Genomic DNA, 18837 nt, shown 5'->3' on the forward strand with positions numbered 1-18837 from the left:
GAGAAGGGGGAGCGCGACCCGGGCATCCCCCGATCGGATCAGCATTTCTTACGATCGGGGGATGCGTGGGAGTGACCGTGCGGGGCGCTCCCATCGACCGCCCGGCAGGGTTTCGGACGGCCCGTCAGGCGCCGAACGGGCGGGCGCCGTCAGGCGTCGAAGGGGCGGGCCGGCCAGGGCGCGTCGGCGGGGCGCAGCGCGTCGACGCCGTCACCCGCGAGGGCCGCGGTGAGCGAGAGCACGCCCACGACCAGGCAGCTGTTGTGCAGGTCGCCGGCGAGCACCTTGCGCACGAGGTCCTGGAGCGGCACCCGGGCCAGCTCCATGTCGGCCTCCTCCTCGGCGACCTCGAAGCGCTCGCCGTCCGCCTCGGAGACGTCCCGGGCGAGGAAGATCCGTACGGCCTCGTCGGAGCCGCCGGGCGAGGTGTAGATGTCGGTGAGCACCCGCCAGTCCTCGGCCTTGACGTGCGCCTCCTCGTACAGCTCGCGCTGGGCGGCGTGCAGCGGGTTCTCACCGGGTACGTCGAGCAGCCCGGCCGGGATCTCCCACAGCTTGTGGCGGACCGGGTGGCGGTACTGGCGCAGGACGAGGACGCGGCCCTCGTCGTCCAGCGCGAGCACGGCGACCGAGCCGGGGTGCACCTGGTAGTCGCGGTGGGCGACCGTACCGTCGGGCATCTCGACGTCGTCGGCGCGGACGCTGGTCTTCTTCCCCCGGAACGGGGTCGCGCTCTCGGTGACCCGCCATTCCTCGGGCGTGTCCTGGAAACCCATCTGCGTCCTCCCACGAAAAAACGGTGACCGGGGCCCGCGTCCCTGCTCGGACGCGCGCCCCGGTCAACCGTAACGCCTGCGGAGGTACCGCCTACTTGCCCTGCTCGCCCTGGGCGGCGCCCGTCTTGCGGGCGACGGCCGCCTTCACCAGGCCGGCGAAGAGCGGGTGCGGGCGGGTGGGCCGGGAGCGCAGCTCCGGGTGCGCCTGGGTGGCGACGAGGTACGGGTGGACCTCGCGCGGGTACTCGACGTACTCGACCAGCTTGTTGTCCGGGGAGGTGCCCGAGAAGACCAGGCCGGCCTTCTTCTCCAGCTCGGCGCGGTAGGCGTTGTTGACCTCGTAGCGGTGGCGGTGGCGCTCCTCCACGTACGGCTGGTCGTCGTACGCCTCGCGGACCAGCGAACCCTCGGCGAGCTTCGCCGGGTACAGGCCGAGCCGCATGGTGCCGCCCAGGTCACCGGCGCCCTCGACGTACGCGAGCTGCTCCTCCATGGTCGAGATGACCGGGTGGCCGGTCGCGGCGTCGAACTCGGTGGAGTTGGCGTCGGGGATGTCGGCGAGGTTGCGGGCCGCCTCGATCACGATGCACTGGAGGCCGAGGCAGAGGCCGAGCAGGGGCACCTTGTTCTCGCGGGCGTACCGGATCGCGCCGACCTTGCCGACCACGCCGCGCTCGCCGAAGCCGCCGGGGATGCAGATCGCGTCCACACCGGCGAGGGCCTTCTGCGCGCCGGCCGGGGTCTTGCAGTCGTCGGAGGCGACCCACTCGACCTTGACCCGGGCCTTGTTGGCGAAGCCGCCGGCCCGGATGGCCTCGGTGACCGAGAGGTAGGCGTCGGGCAGGTCGATGTACTTGCCGACCAGGGCGACGGTGACCTCGTGGTCGGGGTTGTGGACGCGGTCCAGCAGGTCGTCCCAGGTGGTCCAGTCGACGTCCCGGAACGGCAGGTCCAGCTTGCGCACGACGTAGGCGTCCAGGCCCTCGGTGTGCAGCACCTTGGGGATGTCGTAGATCGACTTGGCGTCCACGCAGGCGACCACGGCCGCCTCGTCCACGTCGCACATCAGGGAGATCTTGCGCTTGATGGCGGTCGGCACGTCGCGGTCGGCGCGCAGCACGATGGCGTCCGGCTGGATACCGATGTTGCGCAGGGCCGCCACGGAGTGCTGGGTGGGCTTGGTCTTCAGCTCACCGGAGGGGCCGATGTAGGGCAGCAGCGAGATGTGCACGACGAAGACGTTGTCCCGGCCGACCTCGTGACGGACCTGGCGGACGGTCTCCAGGAACGGCAGCGACTCGATGTCGCCGACGGTCCCGCCGACCTCGGTGATGACCACGTCGACGTCGTCGGTGGCCATCCGGCGGATGCGGTGCTTGATCTCGTTGGTGATGTGCGGGATGACCTGCACCGTGTCGCCGAGGTACTCGCCGCGCCGCTCCTTGGCGATGACCTGCGAGTAGACCTGGCCGGTGGTGACGTTGGCCGAGCCGTCGAGGTCCACGTCGAGGAAGCGCTCGTAGTGGCCGATGTCGAGGTCCGTCTCCGCACCGTCGTTGGTCACGAAGACCTCGCCGTGCTGGAACGGGTTCATCGTGCCCGGGTCGACGTTCAGGTACGGGTCGAGCTTCTGCATGGTGACCCGGAGACCGCGCGCCTTGAGCAGGGCGCCGAGGCTGGAGGCAGTCAGACCCTTGCCGAGGGAAGAGGCGACACCCCCGGTGACGAAGATGTGCTTGGTCGTCGTGGATGTGGGCTGCATAGCCAAAGGGGGCTCCCGTGGTCGCGATCATGAGGTGCGTGCCGGCGTTGCCGTCCGGAGATTCCGGAGATGCCGTCGCTGCGGTTCGGGGGCCTCGTCTGCTCTCGCCGACGACCACCGTCCACGGGCTACCAGGGTATCAGCGCCGGAGAGGGACTGCTTCCGGCCACCGGCGCACGAGCGCGGCGCGCATCGCATATGCCACTCGCATCCCACTCGATCGGCGCAGTCCGGTTGTCAAGAGGGTCGCGCGGATCACCCGTGTGCGTCGTATCCTGCTCGGACACTCGCTCGGGCGAGGCCGCAAGTTCGCAGGTCCCCCCACAACAACCCCTTGCGACAACCTCTTGACCCGCAGTAAGCGCCCCACGGGGCGACATGGCCGTTCGACTGGAGATGCACGTGGCCGGGCGCATCGAGGATTACGCACTCATCGGAGACATGCAGACCGCCGCCCTGGTCTGCCGGGACGGTACAGCCGACTGGCTGTGCCTGCCCCGCTTCGATTCACACGCCGTTTTCGCGGGCCTTCTGGGCACCGAGGAACACGGCTTCTGGCGACTGGGCCCGGCCCGCCCCGAGGGCGCGGAGCCGCCCGCGGCCGACCGCCGCCGCTACCGCGGGGACTCCCTCATCCTCGAGTCGGAGTGGGACACGCCGCGCGGCACGGTCAGAGTGACCGACTTCATGCCGCCGCGCGACGGCGCGCCGCAGCTCATCCGGATCGTGGAGGGCGTCAGCGGCCGGGTGCCGATGCGCTCGGAGCTGCGCATGCGGTTCAGCTACGGCCGCGTCACTCCCTGGGTGCACAAGGTGGACGCGCGTACGGTCGCCGTCGCGGGCCCGGACTCGGTGTGGCTGGACACGCCCGCCGACACCTACGGCGAGAATCTGACGACGTACTCCGACTTCACGGTCGCCCCCGGTGACCGGATCGCGTTCACGATCAGCTGGCAGCCCTCGCACCACGAGCCGCCCGCGCTCCCGGACCCCGACGGCTCGCTGGAGGCGACCGCGGACTTCTGGCGCGAGTGGGTGGAGCAGTGCACGTACCACGGGCCCTACCGCGAGGCCGTGGTCCGCTCGCTGATCACCCTGAAGGCCCTGACGTACGCGCCGACCGGCGGCATCGTCGCCGCGCCGACCACCTCGCTGCCCGAGGACATCGGCGGCTCCCGCAACTGGGACTACCGCTACACCTGGCTGCGCGACGCCGCGATCACCCTCTCCTCGCTGCTGCGCACCGGCTACCGCGAGGAGGCCCGCGCCTGGCGCGAGTGGCTGCTGCGCGCGGTGGCCGGCGACCCGGAGAACCTGCAGATCATGTACGGGATCGCGGGCGAGCGGGAGCTGGGCGAGGCGGAGCTGGAGTGGCTGCCGGGCTACGAGGGCTCCGCCCCGGTCCGCGTCGGCAACGGCGCGGCCGGCCAGCTCCAGCTGGATGTGTACGGCGAGGTCACCGAGGCGCTGCACCTGGCGCACATGACGGGCCTGGCCCGCAACGACTACGCCACCGGGCTCCAGCTCAAGCTGATCGAGTACCTGGAGAAGCACTGGACCGAGCCGGACGAGGGCATCTGGGAGGTGCGCGGGCCGCGCCGCCACTTCGTGCACTCCAAGGTGATGGCCTGGGTCGCGGTCGACCGCACCATCAAGCTCATCGAGTCCGGCGACGCGGAGGGCCCGGTCGAGCGGCTGCACGAGCTGCGCGACGAGATCCACCGCGATGTCTGCGAGCGGGGTTACGACCCCGAGCGCAACACCTTCACCCAGTCGTACGGGTCGAAGGAGCTGGACGCCTCCCTGCTGCTGATCCCGCAGATGGGCTTCCTGCCCCCCGACGACAAGCGGGTCATCGGCACCATCGAGGCGATCCAGCGGGAGCTGTCCACGGAGGACGGCTTCGTCCTGCGTTACCCGACCGCCGGCGACGACGCGGGCGTGGACGGCCTGGAGGGCGACGAGGGCGCGTTCCTGGCCTGCTCGTTCTGGCTGGCGGACGACCTCGCGATGATCGGCCGGGTCGACGAGGCCCGCCGGCTCTTCGAGCGGCTGCTGTCCCTCCGCAACGACCTGGGCCTGCTGGCCGAGGAGTGGGACGCCCGGCTCCAGCGCCAGGTGGGCAACTTCCCGCAGGCGTTCAGCCACGTCCCGCTGATCGACACGGCCCTGCGCCTGACGGCGAGCGGGGCGTACGTGGGCTGACGCCCTCGGTCCGCGTCTTCTCCCCGCCCGGCTGCCGGATCCCGGTGGCCGGGCGGAGCCGTATCCGCGCTTCTACGGGCCCGTCACGACGGGCCGGACCGCCGGGTCCGCCGGGTCCGCCGGGGCCAGCCCCCACTCGCTCCACGATCCGTCGTACACGGTCAGGTCCCGGTATCCGGCCAGCTCGGCCCCCAGCGCGAGGACACAGGCGGTCACCCCGGACCCGCAGCTGAAGTACAGCCGTCCGCGGTCACCGGCCGCACCGGCGAACGCGGCGCGCAGCTCGTCGGGCGCCCGCATCCGGCCCTCGTCCTGGAGCCGGCCGAACGGCAGGCTGACGGCCCCCGGCATATGGCCGCCGCGCAGCCCGGTCCGCGGCTCCGGCTCCGTGCCCTCGAACCGCCCCCGGGTCCTGGCGTCGAGCACCGCCGCCTCCGGATCGGCCAGCGCCTGCGCCACCTCGTCGGCACCGACGAGGAGCCCGGGCCGGGGCCGGGCCGTGAAGTCCCCGCGTGCGGCGGCCGGTTCGGGCGTGCCCTCGGTGACGGGCAGTCCGGCGGCGGTCCAGGCGGGCAGACCCCCGTCGAGGACGGCGGCCCGGTCGAAGCCCATGGCCCGGAGCATCCACCAGGCCCGGGCGCTGGAGTAGATGCCGGTGGCGTCGTACACGACCACGGTGTCCGTGTCGTTCAGGCCGAGCGCCCGCATCTCCTCGGTGAACCGGGCGGCGCCCGGCATGGTGTGGGGCAGCGGGCCCGTGTGGTCGGAGAGCGCGCCGTCGATGTCGAAGACTCCGGCGCCCTCGATCCGCCGCCCGCTCTCCCGGCGCGCGCGGGCCGACGCGTCGAGCACCGGCCCGGGAGCGCCGACCGACGCGTCGAGCACCAGCAGCCCGGGGGCGCCGAGGCGCGCGGCGAGCCAGTCCGTGGAGACAAGGGGTCCGGGCAACGCGCCGACGGCCGTTCCCTCGTCCCCGCAAGCCTGCGTTTCCCCGCCCACACGCCCTCCTCAGCTGCCCGGTCCGATGGTCAAGATCGCAGCCGGTCGGAGGACTGTCAACGGGCCGACGGCCGGGCCAGCTCGTCGTAGACCGCGAGCACCTGGGCCACCGTGTCGTCCTCGGTCGGCCAGCTCGCCGCCTGCCGCAGGCCCTCGGCGGCCAGCCGGTCCCGCTCGGCCGGATCCCCGAGCAGCCGGGCCACCTCGACGGCCAGCGCCTCGGCGTCCGCGTACGGCACGAGGACGGCGGCGTCCCCCACCAGTTCGGGCGTGCCGCCGACCGCCGTGGCGACCAGGGGCACCCCGGACCGCAGCGCCTGCTGGGCGGTGGTCGAGCGGGACTCCCACCGGCTGGGCAGGACCGCCACGTCGGCGGCGGCCAGGAGCGTGGCGGCGTCGGACCGGTCGCCGAGCAGTTCGACGGGCAGACCCTCGGCCGTGATCCGCCGCCGCAGGGCCGCCCGCTCCCGCCCCTCGCCGACGACGGCCACCAGCGGCACGGGGTCGAGCAGGCGCCACACGGCCGCCGCGTCGAGCAGGGTGCCGTAGCCGTGATGCGGTACGAGACTGCCGAGCGCCACGACCAGCGGCCTTTCCACCGCCCCGAGTTCGGCGCGGAGCTTGTCGCCGGGCGGCCCGGCCGGACGCAGCGCCCGAGGGGCGGCGACGGGCGCGAGCCGGGCGTCGCGGGCGCCCCGGGCACGCGCCCGGTCGACCAGGTCGGAGGAGGTGGCGAGCACCACGGCCGCCGCGCGCACCGCCCTTCGCTCCAGGAGGTGCAGCAGCCGGCGGCGGGCCCCCTCGGCGTGGGCCCGGGTGTGCCAGGTGACGACCAGGGGGACGGGCCGGCGGCCGATCGCCAGGGCCGCCCGCACGGCGGCGTGCAGTCCGTGCGCGTGGACGACGTCCGCGTCGGCGCAGGCGGCGCGCAGGGCGGCGACGGCCGCCGGGTCGCTGCGCCGGGGCACGGGCGCGAAGTGGGCGCCGGTGGCGGCGAAGTCGTGGGCGCGGTCCAGCCCGGCCGGCGCGCAGACGGTCACCCGCACTCCCCGGGCGACGAGTCCGGCGGCCAGCGAGCCGGCGTGCGTACTGCTGCCGGCACTGCCGCCGCCGAGGACCTGGACCGTGCGCAGCTGTGACACGTCGATTGGCTCCCGGGGCTCCCGAGTCGGGGGTACGAACACGGCCAAGGATGCCAGTCCGTACGCACGTTCCGGCACGACGGAACCGTTACTCCGGGGCTCACCACAACAAATCGGACGGCCGACACCACTCGCACGGGTGAAAGCGTGTACGGCGCCACGACACCCGTACGGCGGAGGCGAGAGCCGGGGCACGCGCCGGGCGCGCCCCGGTCCGGACGTGCTACCCGTCCGCGCGGGCCGTGGCGAGCAGTTCCTCGGCGTGGGCGCGGGCCGTCTCGGAGTCCTCCTGGCCGGCCAGCATCCGGGACAGCTCCCGTACCCGGTCCTCGCCCTCCAGGACGGTCACCCCGCTGCTGGTCACCGAGCCGTCCACGGTCTTCTCGACCAGCAGCTGCCGGTCCGCGAACGCGGCCACCTGGGGCAGGTGCGTGACGACGACGACCTGGGCGGACTTCGCCAGCTTCGCGAGCCGCCGCCCGACCTCGACGGCCGCCTTGCCGCCGACGCCCGCGTCGACCTCGTCGAAGAGGTACGTGGGCACGGGGTCGGAGCCCGCGAAGACCACCTCGACCGCGAGCATCACCCGGGACAGCTCACCGCCCGACGCGCCCTTGGCGATCGGCCGGGGCTGGGCGCCGGGGTGCGGGGCCAGCAGCAGTTCCACCTCGTCCGCGCCGGACGGGCCGTACGCCACGTTCCGCCCGCCGATCCCGATGCCGGACGCCTCGTCCGCCGCCTCGGTCTGCCGGATGTCGAAGGACACCCGGGCGTGCGGCATGGCCAGGGACGCCAGCTCCTCGGTCACCGCCTCCGCGAAGGACGCGGCGGCCGCCGTCCGGGCGTCGGTCAGCGCCTGCCCGAGCCCCGAGAGCTCGGCGCGCAGGGCGTCCCGCTCGGCGGTCAGCTCACCGATCCGGTCGTCGTCGCCCTCCAGCTCGGTGAGCCGGGCCGCGCCCTCCTGCGCCCAGGCGAGCACGGCGGTGATGTCCTCCCCGTACTTGCGGGTGAGGGCGGTGAGGGCGGCGCGCCGCTCCTCGACGGCGGCGAGCCGCAACGGGTCGGCGTCGAGCTGGTCCGCGTAACCGGACAGTTCGCCGGAGACGTCCGCGAGCAGGATGGAGATCTCGCCGACCCGGTCGGCGAGCGAGGCGAGCGCCGGGTCGTGCGCGCGCACCCCGTCGAGGGCCTGCCGGGCGGCGGCCACCACGGTCGTGGCGTCCAGGGCCTCCGGGTCCTCCGGGTTGCCGGCCAGCGCGGTGTGCGCGAGGGCGGCGGCGGAGGCGAGCGCGTCGGCGTGGCCGAGCCGCTGGGCCTCGGCGGCCAGCTCGATGTCCTCGCCGGCCAGGGGTTCGACGGCGGCGATCTCGTCGAGGCCGAAGCGCAGCAGGTCGGCCTCCTGGGCGCGTTCGCGGGCGCGCGTCGTCAGCTCGTCCAGCTCCGCCGCCACGTCCCTCAGCCGCCGGTAGGCCGCCGCGTACTTGGCGAGCGGCACGGCGACGCCGTCGCCCGCGTACCGGTCGAGGGCCTGGCGCTGCCGGGCGGGCTTGAGGAGGCCCTGCTGATCGGTCTGGCCGTGCACGGCAACGAGTTCGTCGGCCAGCTCGGACAGCACGCCCACGGGCACGGATCTGCCGCCGAGGTGCGCCCGGGAGCGCCCTTCGGCGGAGACGGTGCGGCTGATGAGCAGCGCACCGTCCTCGATCTCGGCTCCGGCCTCCTCGGCGCGCAGGGCCACCGCGTCGCCGTCGGCCACCGTGATCCGGCCCTCGACCACCGCGGCCTTGGCGCCGATCCGCACCAGGGCGGGGTCGGCGCGCCCGCCGAGCAGCAGCCCCAGGCTGGTGACGACCATGGTCTTGCCGGCGCCGGTCTCACCCGTCACCGCGGTGAAGCCGGGTGACAGCTCCACCACCGCGTCGTCGATGACCCCGAGCGACCGTATCCGCATCTCCTCCAACACGGACATGACCATACGAGGTTTCACCGCCCGCGCGCACACGGGCCACGGCCCGGCCCCCGGATCGTGGCGCCCCGTCCGGGATCAGTGGGGCGCGCCCCGCCACCCCGACACCGGCAGCGCGAACTTGGCGACGAGGCGGTCCGTGAACGACGCCTGGTGCAGCCGGGCCAGCCGGACGGGCACGGCACCGCGCCGCACCTCGACCCGCGCCCCGGAGGGCAGCTCGACGGTCCTGCGTCCGTCGCACCACAGCACCCCGTGCGGGGTGTGCGGCTGGACCTCGACGGCGAGCACCGACCGGGGCGAGGTCACGAGCGGCTTGGCGAACAGGGCGTGGGCGCTGATCGGGACCAGCAGCAGCGCCTCGACCTCCGGCCAGACGACGGGCCCGCCGGCCGAGAAGGCGTACGCGGTGGAGCCGGTGGGCGTCGCGCACACGATGCCGTCGCAGCCGAACCCGGTCACCGGGCGGCCGTCGATCTCCAGGACGACTTCGAGCATCCGCTCGGGCGACACCTTCTGCACGGCCGCCTCGTTGAGCGCCCAGTCGGTGTGGACGACGTCCCCGTTGCTGTGCACCAGGACGTCGATCGTCATGCGCTCCTCGACCGTGTACGCCCGGGTGACGACCCGGTCGACCACCTTGTCGAGGTCGTCGCGCTCGGCCTCGGCGAGGAAACCGACCCGGCCGAGGTTGACGCCGAGCATGGGCACGCCGGAGGCGCGGGAGAGTTCGGCGCCGCGCAGCAGCGTCCCGTCGCCGCCGAGGACGATCAGCAGCTCACAGCCGTTGAGCACCTCGGGCGTGGCATCCGTGACGGTCTCCACGGACGGAGGCAGGGGCAGGTCGGCCGCCTCGGTGGCGAGGACCCGCACCCCCAGGCCGTGGCGCAGCAGCCCCTCCACGACGAGCTCCGCGCTGCGGATCGCGGCCGGGCGGCCGGTGTGCGCGAGAAGAAAGACTGTACGTGCCGCATTCGTCGTCAACGAGGCCCCTCCGCCACTGCACGGTCGACATCCGCGGGATCCAGTTCCGGTGCCCCGGCCCGCAGCCACAGAAAGTACTCGACGTTCCCGGAGGGCCCCGGCAGCGGGCTCGCGGTCACGCCCCGCACCCCCAGGCCCAGCGCCCACGCCCGGCGGGCCACTTCCCGCACCGCCTCGGCGCGCAGTTCGGGGTCGCGCACCACGCCGCCGCTGCCGAGCCGTTCCTTGCCGACCTCGAACTGCGGCTTGACCATGAGGACCAGGTCGGCGCCGGGGGCCGTGCAGCGGATCAGGGCCGGCATCACGAGTCCGAGCGGGATGAACGACAGGTCGCCCACCACCAGGTCGACCGGCTCGCCGTCGATGGCCTCCAGCGTCAGTTCCCGGACGTTGGTGCGGTCCTTGACGACGACGCGCTCGTCGGACTGGAGCGACCAGGCGAGCTGCCCGTAGCCGACGTCCACGGCCACCACCTGGGCGACCCCGGCGCGCAGCAGCACATCGGTGAACCCGCCGGTCGAGGCCCCCGCGTCCAGTGCCCGCCGGCCCTCGACCCCGAGACCGAGCGGCACGAAGGCGGCGAGGGCGCCGGCCAGCTTGTGGCCGCCGCGCGAGACGTACTCGGGGTCGCTGTCGTCCTTGGTGACGACGACGGCGGCGCTGGTCTCGACCTGGGTGGCCGGTTTGGTCGCGGTGTTGCCGCCGACGGTCACCCGGCCCGCCGCGATCAGCTGGCTGGCGTGCTCGCGCGAGCGGGCCAGCTTGCGGCGTACCAGCTCGGCGTCGAGACGGCGACGGGCGACTCCTGCCACGTTCGGTTCAGCTCCTGTGGTTGTACGGGGGCACCGGTACGGGTGGTCCCGGTGCGGGGGCGGGCCCGGCGTCCAGCGCGCTCAGCGCCTCGCGCAGGCCCCGGTGTACATCCTCGTACACCTCGGTGTGCCCGTCCGCCGCGAGGTGGTCGGCGTCGGCCAGCCGTTCCAGCAGGCCGTCCACCTCGGCGTCGCCGGTGGGCGTCCGTACGACTCCGAGGGGCGCGGGTCCCGCGGGCTCGGCCGGTTCCGGCGGGGCGTCCGTCTCGGGGTCGGGCATCGGGTCGCTCATGCGGAAACGCTACCGCGAAGCGCTGGGGTACCGTCGATCACGATGGCGACCATGGCGGAGTGCCGCAGCGCACTCGACAGACTTTCCGACAACCTCGCGGGGGCCGACGGCGACGTGCGGCGCGCCGCCGACCTGGACCGCTCGCTGAGCTGCCACATCCGGGACCTGGACATCACGTTCACCGGCCGCCTGTCCGGCGGCCGCATCCGGGTCCTGGACACGCTGGAGGGCCCACCCCGCGAAAAGGCCGAGATCCGCCTCGCGATGACCGGCGACGACCTGGTCGCCATGGTCGACGGCGACCTGAACTTCGCCAAGGCGTGGGCCTCTGGCCGGGTCCGCCTGGAGGCGGGCTTCAGAGACCTCCTGAAACTGAAGTCGCTGCTGTAGCGAGCAGGCCCCGCGTGCGAACCGAGGCCGGCACGTTCAAGCCCGTCCGGCGATCGAGGACGTCTTCTCGGCCCCGCGCGCCCGCGCGGCGGGTACGACGAGGGGCGTCCCGGTCTCCGGGTCGGAGATCACCTGGCACCGCAGCCCGAACACCCGCTCCACCAGCTCCGCGGTGACGATCTCCCCCGGTGCCCCCTCCGCGACGATCTCCCCGCCGCGCATCGCGATCAGATGCGTGGCGTACCGCGCCGCGTGGTTCAGGTCGTGCAGGACGGCCACCAGCGTCCGCCCCTGCGTCTCGTGCAGCTCGGCGCACAGGTCCAGCACATCGATCTGGTGCTGGATGTCGAGGTACGTCGTCGGCTCGTCCAGCAGCAGCAGCGGCGTCTGCTGGGCGAGGGCCATCGCGATCCAGACCCGCTGACGCTGACCGCCGGACAGTTCGTCGACATAGCGATCGGCCAGCTCACCGACGCCCGTCGCCTCCATCGACTCCTGGACGACCCGCTCGTCCTCGGGCGACCACTGCCGCAGCAGCCCCTGGTGCGGGTACCGCCCGCGCGCCACGAGGTCCGCGACCGTGATGCCCTCCGGCGCGATCGAGGACTGCGGCAGCAGGCCCAGCGTCTTGGCGACCTTCTTCGCCGGCAGCCCGTGGATCGACCGCCCGTCGAGGAGCACCTGGCCCCGGCTCGGCCTCAGCATCCGGGAGAGCGCCCGCAGCAGCGTCGACTTGCCGCAGGCGTTGGGGCCGACGATCACGGTGAACGAGTGGTCGGGTATCTCGACCGAAAGGTTCTCCGCGATGACCCGCTGGTCGTATCCAAGGGTCACCGAGGCCGCGGTGAGGCGCTGCATGGTCGTACTCCGGGGGTCGGACGGTCGGCTGTCGGACGGTGGAAGAGGGGCGGTGGTACGGGGTCTCATATGCGCCCCGCCTTGCGCTCGGTCACCAGGAGCCACACCAGATAGCAGCCGCCGAGCACCCCGGTGACCACCCCCACCGGCAGCTGGCGGTCGCCGAACGCGTCGAGCGCGATCCAGTCGGCGACGAGCAGGAGCGCCGCGCCCATGAACGTCGCGGCCACCAGGTTCGGGCCGGTGGAGCGGGTCAGCCGGCGCGCCAGTTGCGGGGCGCTCAGCGAGACGAAGGCGATCGGCCCGGCGGCGGCCGTGGCGACGGCGACGAGCAGCACGGCGGCGCCCATGAGGAGGAGTCGGGTGCGTTCCACGCGCACCCCGAGGGCGTACGCGGCGTCGTCGCCCATCTCCATGACGCGCAGGGCCGGCCCGTGCCCGTACACCAGCGGGAGCAGCACCGCGCAGACGGCCAGCAGCGGCCAGACCTGCGCCCAGTCGCGGCCGTCGAGCGAGCCGGTCATCCAGACGACGGCACGCGTGGCGTCGACCAGGTTCGCCTTGGTGATCAGGTACTGGGTGGCGGCGGTCAGCATGGCCGCCGCCCCGATCCCCACCAGGACGAGCCGGAAGCCGTGCACCCCGCGCTTCCACGCCAGCAGGTAGACGGCGAGACCGGTCAGCAGGCCGCCGACGACCGCGCCGGCCGCGACCTCGTTCGCGTCGCCCCCGAAGAGGACGATCACGGTGAGCGCGCCGACCGTGGCGCCCTGCCCGAAGCCGAGCACGTCGGGGCTGCCGAGCGGGTTGCGCGAGATGGTCTGGAAGACGGCGCCCCCGGCACCGAGCGCACCGCCGACGAGGAGTCCGACGAGGACCCGGGGCAGCCGCAGGTCCCGGACGATGAACTCCTGCTGGAAGGTGCCGTGGCCGAAGAGCGTGGTCAGGACCTCGCCGGGCGTCATCGAGAAGTCGCCGCTGCCGATGAGGACGACGGCGGCGCCCGCCGCGACGAGGGCCAGGAGCAGGACGACCAGGGCCGCCCGCACGTTCATGCGGAACGAGTACCCGCCGGCCGTCCGCACGGCCCGTGCCGGGCGGACGGCGGGTGCCGTCTCCTTCGTGGTCGTGGCCTTCACAGCTGGGACATCCTCTTGCGTCGTACGAGGTAGATGAAGACGGGCCCGCCGATGAACGCGGTGACGATGCCGACCTGGAGCTCCGAGGGCCGGGCGACGACCCGGCCGACCACGTCGGCGCCGAGCAGCAGCACCGGGGAGAGCACCGCCGCGTAGGGCAGGATCCATCGCTGGTCGGGGCCGGTGAGGGTGCGCACCAGGTGCGGGATCATCAGCCCGATGAAGACGATGGGCCCGCAGGCGGCGGTCGCCGCCCCGCACAGCAGGGTCACGGCGAGCATCGCGAGCACCCGGGTCCTGGTCAGGTTCGCGCCCAGCGCCCGGGCGGTGTCGTCGCCCATCTCCAGGGCGTTGAGCGGGCGCGCGATGAACGCGGTCAGCAGGACACCCGCCGCGATGAACGGCCACACCTTGCCGACCGTCTCCGTGTTCGCGGAGGCCAGCGAGCCGACCATCCAGAACCGCAGCCGGTCCAGGGCCGCCGAGTCCAGCAGCTGTACGGCGTTGACGTATCCGTAGAGCGCGGCGGTGACGGCCGTCCCGGCGAGCGCGAGCCGGACCGGCGTCGAGGACCGGCTTCCGCCGAGGAAGTACACGGCGAGGGACACGAGCGCGGCGCCGGCGAAGGCGAACCACACATAGCCGGTCAGCGAGGTCACGCCGAAGAAGCTGATCGCGGAGACGACGGCGGCCGAGGCCCCCGCGTTGACGCCGAGGATGCCGGGCTCGGCGAGCGGATTACGGGTCAGCGCCTGCATCACCGCCCCGGCGAGGCCCAGCGCGGCACCCACGAGGAGGCCCAGCACGGTACGGGGGACGCGGACCTCGCGCACGAGGACGTCGTCGCCGCTGCCCGCGTAGTGGAACAGGCCGTGCCACACGCCGGAGAGCGGCAGCGCCTTGGCGCCGATCCCGAGGGACGCGAGACACACCAGCGCGAGGACGGCCACGGCCACCAGGAGCCCCGCCGCTCTCGCCGCGTGACGCCTGCGGGGAGCGGCGGCCTGGTCCGGCGCGGCTATCGGGCCGGAACTGGAATCCGGGGGGCTTTCAACCAACACCCGGTTAGGTTAGCCTACCCAGCCTTCTGGGCTCCGGGCCCGTCCTCACAGCCCGAGCCGGGCCACGGCCTTCTCCGCGTCCAGGTCACAGGCCCCGTCCCCGGCGTGCGACCAGGCCGCCGCGCACAGCGCCCGCAGCCCGTCGAGCGCGTCACCGCCACCCTCCAGCGCGAGCGCGCCGCCCCCGGCGGAGGCCGTCCAGCCGCCGCAGCGGAATCCCCCGCCGTCCTCCGTCACCTCGGGCTGTCCGGTGAGCAGCCCGCGCAGGTCCGCGTCGATGTACGTCGGCCGGTGCTCGGGAACGGCGGTCACCAGCTGCGCCGCGTCGGTCACCCCGGTCAGCACGAGCAGCGAGTCGACACCCCCGTTGAACGCCCCCTCGATGTCCGTGTCCAGCCGGTCCCCGACCACCAGCGGCCGTTCGGCCCCGGTCCGCAGCACCGTCTCGCGGTGCATCGGCGGCAGCGGCTTCCCCGCGACCTGCGGCTCGGCGCCGGTCGCGATCCGGACGACCTCGACGGCTGCCCCGTTGCCCGGCGCGATGCCCCGGGCGCCAGGGATCGTCAGGTCCGTGTTGGACGCGAACCACGGCAGGCCGCGGTTGATCGCGTACGACGCCTCCGCGAACCGGCCCCACGCCAGGTCGGGCCCGCCGTATCCCTGGACCACCGCGGCCGGGTCGTCGTCGGCGGACTCGACGGGTTCGAGGCCGCGTTCCCGCAGCGCGACGCGCAGTCCCTCGCCGCCGACGACCAGGACGCGGGCCCCGGTGGGCAGCTGGTCGGCGACCAGCCGGGCCACGGCCTGCGCCGAGGTGATCACGTCGGTGGGCTCGGCCGGGACGCCCAGCTCGGTCAGGTGCCCGGCCACCGCGTCCGGGGTGCGCAGCGCGTTGTTGGTGACGTACGCCAGGTGCATCCCGCCGTCCCGCGCCGCGCCGAGCGCCTCGACCGCGTGGTCGATCGCCAGCCCGCCCGCGTACACGACACCGTCGAGGTCGAGCAGCGCCGTGTCGTACGCCTCACTCAGCGCGGTGCTGCTGCCGCTCGGCCTGGTCCTGCTCGTCCCGCTCATGTTCCGCGCTCCTCATCGACTGCTTCTCCCCCGATCATCGCGCATCCCTCCACCCCCACATACGATGCGTGGATGAACACACCAGGCACGGCGGACCAGGGACTGCGTCTGCTTCCGTTCCGTGGGCTGCGGTACGTCCCCGAGCAGGTCGGCAGCCTCGCCGCGGTGACCTCTCCCCCGTACGACGTGGTCGTGCGGCCCGACGGACTGCTGCACCTGGAGTCGGCGGATCCGCACAACATCGTCCGGCTGATCCTGCCGCAGGCCGGCACGGTCGCCGCCCGCAACGCCCGGGCCGCCGCCACCCTGGACGACTGGCTCGCGGAGGGCGTCCTCGCGCCGGACGCCGAGCCCGCCCTGTACGTGTACGAGCAGCGCGACGACGAGATCCTGCAACGGGGCGTCATCGGCGCCCTCGCCCTCTCGGGGCCGGCCGACGGCGTGGTGCTGCCGCACGAGGACGTCATGGCGCATGTGGTCGAGGACCGGGCCGACCTGATGCGCGCCACCGCCGCCCATCTGGAACCGCTGCTGCTGACGTACCGGGGTGACGGGGGCACGGCGGCGGGGGCAGCCGCGGTGGTCGAGCGGACCGTCGGGCGGGAGCCGCTGCTCTGCACGACGACGGAGGACGGCTTCCGCCACCGGCTGTGGGCGGTCACCGATCCCGCCGAACGCGCGGAGATCCAGGCGGACCTGGCCGGGCGCCAGGCCCTGATCGCGGACGGCCACCACCGCTGGGCCACCTATCTGAGGCTCCAGCGGGAGCACACGGACCCGGGCCCCTGGGACTACGGCCTGGTGCTCCTGGTGGACACCGCCCGCCACCCACTCCGGGTCCGCGCCATCCACCGCCTGCTGCACGGACTGCCCGTCGCGGACGCGCTGGCCGCGCTGGCCGGCCTGTTCCGGATACGGGAGGTGGCGGGACCGCTTCCCGACGCGATGGAGGCCCTGGCCGGGGCGGCTGCCGAGGGCAACGCCTTCCTGCTCGCGGGCGACGGCGCGTTCCATCTGGTCGACCGCCCGGACGAGGCGCTGCTGGCCCGCACGGTCCCGGCGGACCGCCCGACCGCCTGGCGCAACCTCGACGCGACGGTCCTGCACTCGGCGCTCCTCGACCGGGTGTGGCACATCCCGGACGACCCGGCGCACATCGCGTACATCCACGACACCGCCGCCGCGGTGGAACAGGCCGAGCGGAACGGCTCCACGGCGGTGCTGATGCATCCGGTCCGCGAGGAGCTCGTCCGGGACCTGGCCCGCGAGGGCGTCACCATGCCCCGCAAGTCGACGTCGTTCGGCCCGAAACCGGCGACGGGCCTGGTCCTGCGCAGCCTGAACCTGGGCTGAACGCGAAAGAGGGCGGCACCCGCTCGGGGTGCCGCCCTCTTCTCATGCGTTACGCCTGGGCGTTGCCGTCCTCGTCGGCGTCGTCCCGGTCCGCGTCGGAGGCGACGGGCTCGTCCTCGTCGTCGTCCAGGGCGTCCACGAACTCGACGCCGTCCAGCTCGGCGAGGCGGTCGGACGCGTCGGTGGCGCCGTCCTTGTCGGCCTCCAGCGCCTTGCCGAACCACTCGCGCGCCTCGTCCTCACGGCCGGCTTCGAGCAGCGCGTCCGCGTACGCGTAGCGCAGGCGCGGGGTCCACGGGTGCACGGCGTTCGAGGCCAGCTCGGGGCTCTGCAGGGTGACGATGGCGGCGTCGAGCTGCCCCATGTCCCGCCGGGCTCCGGCGGCCACGAGACGCATCTCGACCTGGCCGGCCTTGTCCAGCTTCTGAACCTCGGGCTCACCGGCCATCGCCATGGCCTTCTCGGGCCGCCCGAGACCGCGCTCGCAGTCGGCCATGACCGGCCACAGCTCCACGGAACCGGTCATCCGCCGGGCCGCCCGGAACTCCGCCAGCGCCTCCGCGTACTTCTGGGTCGCGTAGGCGGCGAAACCGGCGGCCTCGCGGACGGCGGCGACGCGCGAGGCGAGCCGGAGGGCGATGCGCGAGTACGCGTACGCCTGCTCGGGGTCCTCATCGATGAGCCGGGCCACCATGACCAGGTTCCGCGCGACGTCCTCGGCCAGCGTCTTGGGGAGGCTCAGCAGCTCCTGGCGGACGTCGGGATCGATCTCGTGACCGGTGACCTCGTCCGGGATGGGCAGCCGCTTGATGGGCTCGCGGTCACGGTCGTCGCGACGCTCGTAACCGCCCTGCCGCCCGCCTCGGTCGTCGCGGCCCCGGTAGCCGCCCCGGTCATCGCGGCGGTCGTCCCGCTGGCCGCGGTAGCCGCCGCCACCCCGGGTGTCGTCGCGGCGGGGGCCACGGTCACGGTCGTCACGGCGGAACCCGCCCCCGGCCGGACGGCTGTCATCGCGGCGGAACCCGCCACGGTCGTCGTCCCGACGCGGCGCACGGTCGTCGCGACGGAACCCGCCACGATCGTCGTCCCGACGCGGCGCACGGTCGTCGCGGCGGAACCCGCCACCGGAATTGCCCCCACGGTCGTCGCGACGGAACCCGCCACGGTCGTCGTCCCGACGCGGGGCACGGTCGTCCCGCCGGAACCCACCACGGTCGTCATCGCGACGCGGGGCACGGTCATCGCGCCGGAACCCACCACGGTCGTCGTCCCGACGCGGGGCACGGTCATCGCGCCGGAACCCACCACGGTCGTCGTCCCGACGCGGGGCACGGTCGTCGCGGCGGAACCCGCCACCGGAGGGGCGGTCGTCGCGACGGAAGCCACCGCCACGGTTGTCGTCATCCCGGCGGGGGCCACGAGGTCGGTCGTCACGGCGCTCATAGCCACCCGGCCGGCCACCACGGTCATCGTCCCGACGCGGGGCACGGTCGTCGCGACGGAACCCACCACCACGGTTGTCGTAGCCGCCACCACGGTCATCGCGCCGGAAGCCGCCACCAGTGGAACCACCCCGGTCGTCACGGCGGAAACCACCGCCGGAGGGGCGATCGTCCCGGCGCGGTCCACGATCCCGGTCGCGGTCGTCGCGGCGGAAGCCGCCCCCGGAGGGACGGTCGTCGCGGCGGTATCCACCGCGGTCGTTGTCCTGGCGCGGACCCCGCGAGCGGTCGTCGCGACCGCCGCCGAAGCCGCCCCGGTCACCGCCGTCCCGGCGACGCGGCTCGCGCTCCGAACGATCGTCGGGAGAGTTGGTGGACATGGGTGGAGCTCCTGTCATCGGGGTACTACAGACATTCTTGCGCAGCCGGACACCCGACGCGCTTCGGGCAAAACAAAAGGACCCTTGGTCCCAGCGCTGAACGCTGGGACCAAGGGTCCTTCAAAAATTGTTCGGCGGCGTCCTACTCTCCCACAGGGTCCCCCCTGCAGTACCATCGGCGCTGAAAGGCTTAGCTTCCGGG

At 73.6% G+C, this 18837-nt stretch carries 16 protein-coding genes, 1 rRNA gene and 1 pseudogene; 3 read left to right on the forward strand and 15 right to left on the reverse strand.

The features are described from left to right. Positions 1-149: 149 nt before the first annotated feature. Positions 150-776: an NUDIX domain-containing protein gene (locus ACLQ2N_RS30770; RefSeq protein ID WP_425818147.1), complete on the reverse strand. Its 627-nt coding sequence runs from the start codon at positions 774-776 to the stop codon at positions 150-152. Between the two features lie 91 nt (positions 777-867). Further along, positions 868-2538 carry a CTP synthase gene (locus ACLQ2N_RS30775; RefSeq protein WP_425818149.1) on the reverse strand — a complete coding sequence of 557 codons (1671 nt, stop codon included), beginning with the start codon at positions 2536-2538 and terminating at the stop codon, positions 868-870. 402 nt (positions 2539-2940) lie between these two features. On the opposite strand from ACLQ2N_RS30775, the gene ACLQ2N_RS30780 reads away from it, so the two are divergent. Then, positions 2941-4743: a glycoside hydrolase family 15 protein gene (locus ACLQ2N_RS30780; RefSeq protein WP_425818188.1), complete on the forward strand. Its 1803-nt coding sequence runs from the start codon at positions 2941-2943 to the stop codon at positions 4741-4743. A 72-nt stretch (positions 4744-4815) separates the two neighbouring features. On the opposite strand, the gene ACLQ2N_RS30785 is transcribed toward ACLQ2N_RS30780, so the two are convergent. The 6 genes from ACLQ2N_RS30785 to ACLQ2N_RS30810 all read right to left on the reverse strand — a co-directional run bounded on the left by ACLQ2N_RS30785 (position 4816) and on the right by ACLQ2N_RS30810 (position 10926). Then, entirely contained in the window at positions 4816-5742 is a 927-nt protein-coding gene (locus ACLQ2N_RS30785) for a sulfurtransferase (protein ID WP_425818151.1), read from the reverse strand. A 56-nt stretch (positions 5743-5798) separates the two neighbouring features. Continuing rightward, positions 5799-6884 carry a glycosyltransferase family 4 protein gene (locus tag ACLQ2N_RS30790; protein WP_425818153.1) on the reverse strand — a complete coding sequence of 362 codons (1086 nt, stop codon included), beginning with the start codon at positions 6882-6884 and terminating at the stop codon, positions 5799-5801. A 223-nt stretch (positions 6885-7107) separates the two neighbouring features. Beyond that, entirely contained in the window at positions 7108-8853 is a 1746-nt protein-coding gene (gene recN, locus ACLQ2N_RS30795) for a DNA repair protein RecN (protein WP_425818155.1), read from the reverse strand. A gap of 75 nt (positions 8854-8928) precedes the next feature. After that, entirely contained in the window at positions 8929-9834 is a 906-nt protein-coding gene (locus ACLQ2N_RS30800; protein WP_425818157.1) for an NAD kinase, read from the reverse strand. Then, a complete protein-coding gene (locus ACLQ2N_RS30805) occupies positions 9831-10646 on the reverse strand; it encodes a TlyA family RNA methyltransferase (RefSeq protein WP_425818159.1) in 816 nt (271 codons plus the stop codon). Before ACLQ2N_RS30805 ends, ACLQ2N_RS30800 begins: the two co-directional genes overlap by 4 nt. 7 nt (positions 10647-10653) lie before the next feature. Next, complete coding sequence (locus ACLQ2N_RS30810; RefSeq protein ID WP_425818190.1) at positions 10654-10926, reverse strand: hypothetical protein; 273 nt, start codon at positions 10924-10926, stop codon at positions 10654-10656. 54 nt (positions 10927-10980) lie between these two features. Between ACLQ2N_RS30810 and ACLQ2N_RS30815 the strand changes: the two genes are divergently transcribed. Further along, positions 10981-11328 carry an SCP2 sterol-binding domain-containing protein gene (locus tag ACLQ2N_RS30815; RefSeq protein ID WP_026171585.1) on the forward strand — a complete coding sequence of 116 codons (348 nt, stop codon included), beginning with the start codon at positions 10981-10983 and terminating at the stop codon, positions 11326-11328. 36 nt (positions 11329-11364) lie between these two features. On the opposite strand, the gene ACLQ2N_RS30820 is transcribed toward ACLQ2N_RS30815, so the two are convergent. From ACLQ2N_RS30820 to ACLQ2N_RS30835, 4 genes are all read right to left on the reverse strand, one after another. Then, positions 11365-12186 carry an ABC transporter ATP-binding protein gene (locus tag ACLQ2N_RS30820; RefSeq protein ID WP_425818161.1) on the reverse strand — a complete coding sequence of 274 codons (822 nt, stop codon included), beginning with the start codon at positions 12184-12186 and terminating at the stop codon, positions 11365-11367. Positions 12187-12251: 65 nt separating this feature from the next. Further along, positions 12252-13325 carry a FecCD family ABC transporter permease gene (locus ACLQ2N_RS30825; RefSeq protein WP_425818163.1) on the reverse strand — a complete coding sequence of 358 codons (1074 nt, stop codon included), beginning with the start codon at positions 13323-13325 and terminating at the stop codon, positions 12252-12254. Beyond that, a complete protein-coding gene (locus ACLQ2N_RS30830; RefSeq protein ID WP_425818192.1) occupies positions 13322-14281 on the reverse strand; it encodes a FecCD family ABC transporter permease in 960 nt (319 codons plus the stop codon). The genes ACLQ2N_RS30825 and ACLQ2N_RS30830 overlap by 4 nt, the downstream gene beginning before the upstream one ends. Before the next feature lie 150 nt (positions 14282-14431). Beyond that, positions 14432-15460 carry an HAD-IIA family hydrolase gene (locus ACLQ2N_RS30835; protein WP_425818165.1) on the reverse strand — a complete coding sequence of 343 codons (1029 nt, stop codon included), beginning with the start codon at positions 15458-15460 and terminating at the stop codon, positions 14432-14434. A gap of 72 nt (positions 15461-15532) precedes the next feature. Between ACLQ2N_RS30835 and ACLQ2N_RS30840 the strand changes: the two genes are divergently transcribed. Continuing rightward, on the forward strand, positions 15533-16813 hold the full coding sequence (locus tag ACLQ2N_RS30840) for a DUF1015 family protein (protein WP_425818167.1): 1281 nt from the start codon (positions 15533-15535) through the stop codon (positions 16811-16813). Between the two features lie 49 nt (positions 16814-16862). On the opposite strand, the gene ACLQ2N_RS30845 is transcribed toward ACLQ2N_RS30840, so the two are convergent. From ACLQ2N_RS30845 to rrf, 3 genes and pseudogenes are all read right to left on the reverse strand, one after another. Then, a complete protein-coding gene (locus ACLQ2N_RS30845) occupies positions 16863-17555 on the reverse strand; it encodes a tetratricopeptide repeat protein (RefSeq protein ID WP_425818194.1) in 693 nt (230 codons plus the stop codon). 210 nt (positions 17556-17765) lie between these two features. Then, positions 17766-18614 (reverse strand): annotated as a pseudogene (locus ACLQ2N_RS30850) (hypothetical protein); the annotation flags it as partial. Positions 18615-18764: 150 nt separating this feature from the next. Further along, positions 18765-18837 (reverse strand): 5S ribosomal RNA (rrf, locus tag ACLQ2N_RS30855); the annotation flags it as partial.

Source organism: Streptomyces sp. DT224, from assembly GCF_049844595.1.
Lineage (GTDB): Bacteria > Actinomycetota > Actinomycetes > Streptomycetales > Streptomycetaceae > Streptomyces.

What these genes read in the sequence shown, in the direction of transcription:
- ACLQ2N_RS30770 (WP_425818147.1), bottom strand. Translation starts at nt 776, where the DNA reads ATGGGTTTCCAGGACACGCCCGAGGAATGGCGGGTCACCGAGAGCGCG.
- ACLQ2N_RS30775 (WP_425818149.1), bottom strand. Translation starts at nt 2,538, where the DNA reads ATGCAGCCCACATCCACGACGACCAAGCACATCTTCGTCACCGGGGGT.
- recN (WP_425818155.1), bottom strand. Translation starts at nt 8,853, where the DNA reads ATGTCCGTGTTGGAGGAGATGCGGATACGGTCGCTCGGGGTCATCGAC.
- ACLQ2N_RS30810 (WP_425818190.1), bottom strand. Translation starts at nt 10,926, where the DNA reads ATGCCCGACCCCGAGACGGACGCCCCGCCGGAACCGGCCGAGCCCGCG.
- ACLQ2N_RS30815 (WP_026171585.1), top strand. Translation starts at nt 10,981, where the DNA reads ATGGCGACCATGGCGGAGTGCCGCAGCGCACTCGACAGACTTTCCGAC.
- ACLQ2N_RS30820 (WP_425818161.1), bottom strand. Translation starts at nt 12,186, where the DNA reads ATGCAGCGCCTCACCGCGGCCTCGGTGACCCTTGGATACGACCAGCGG.
- ACLQ2N_RS30835 (WP_425818165.1), bottom strand. Translation starts at nt 15,460, where the DNA reads ATGAGCGGGACGAGCAGGACCAGGCCGAGCGGCAGCAGCACCGCGCTG.
- ACLQ2N_RS30840 (WP_425818167.1), top strand. Translation starts at nt 15,533, where the DNA reads ATGAACACACCAGGCACGGCGGACCAGGGACTGCGTCTGCTTCCGTTC.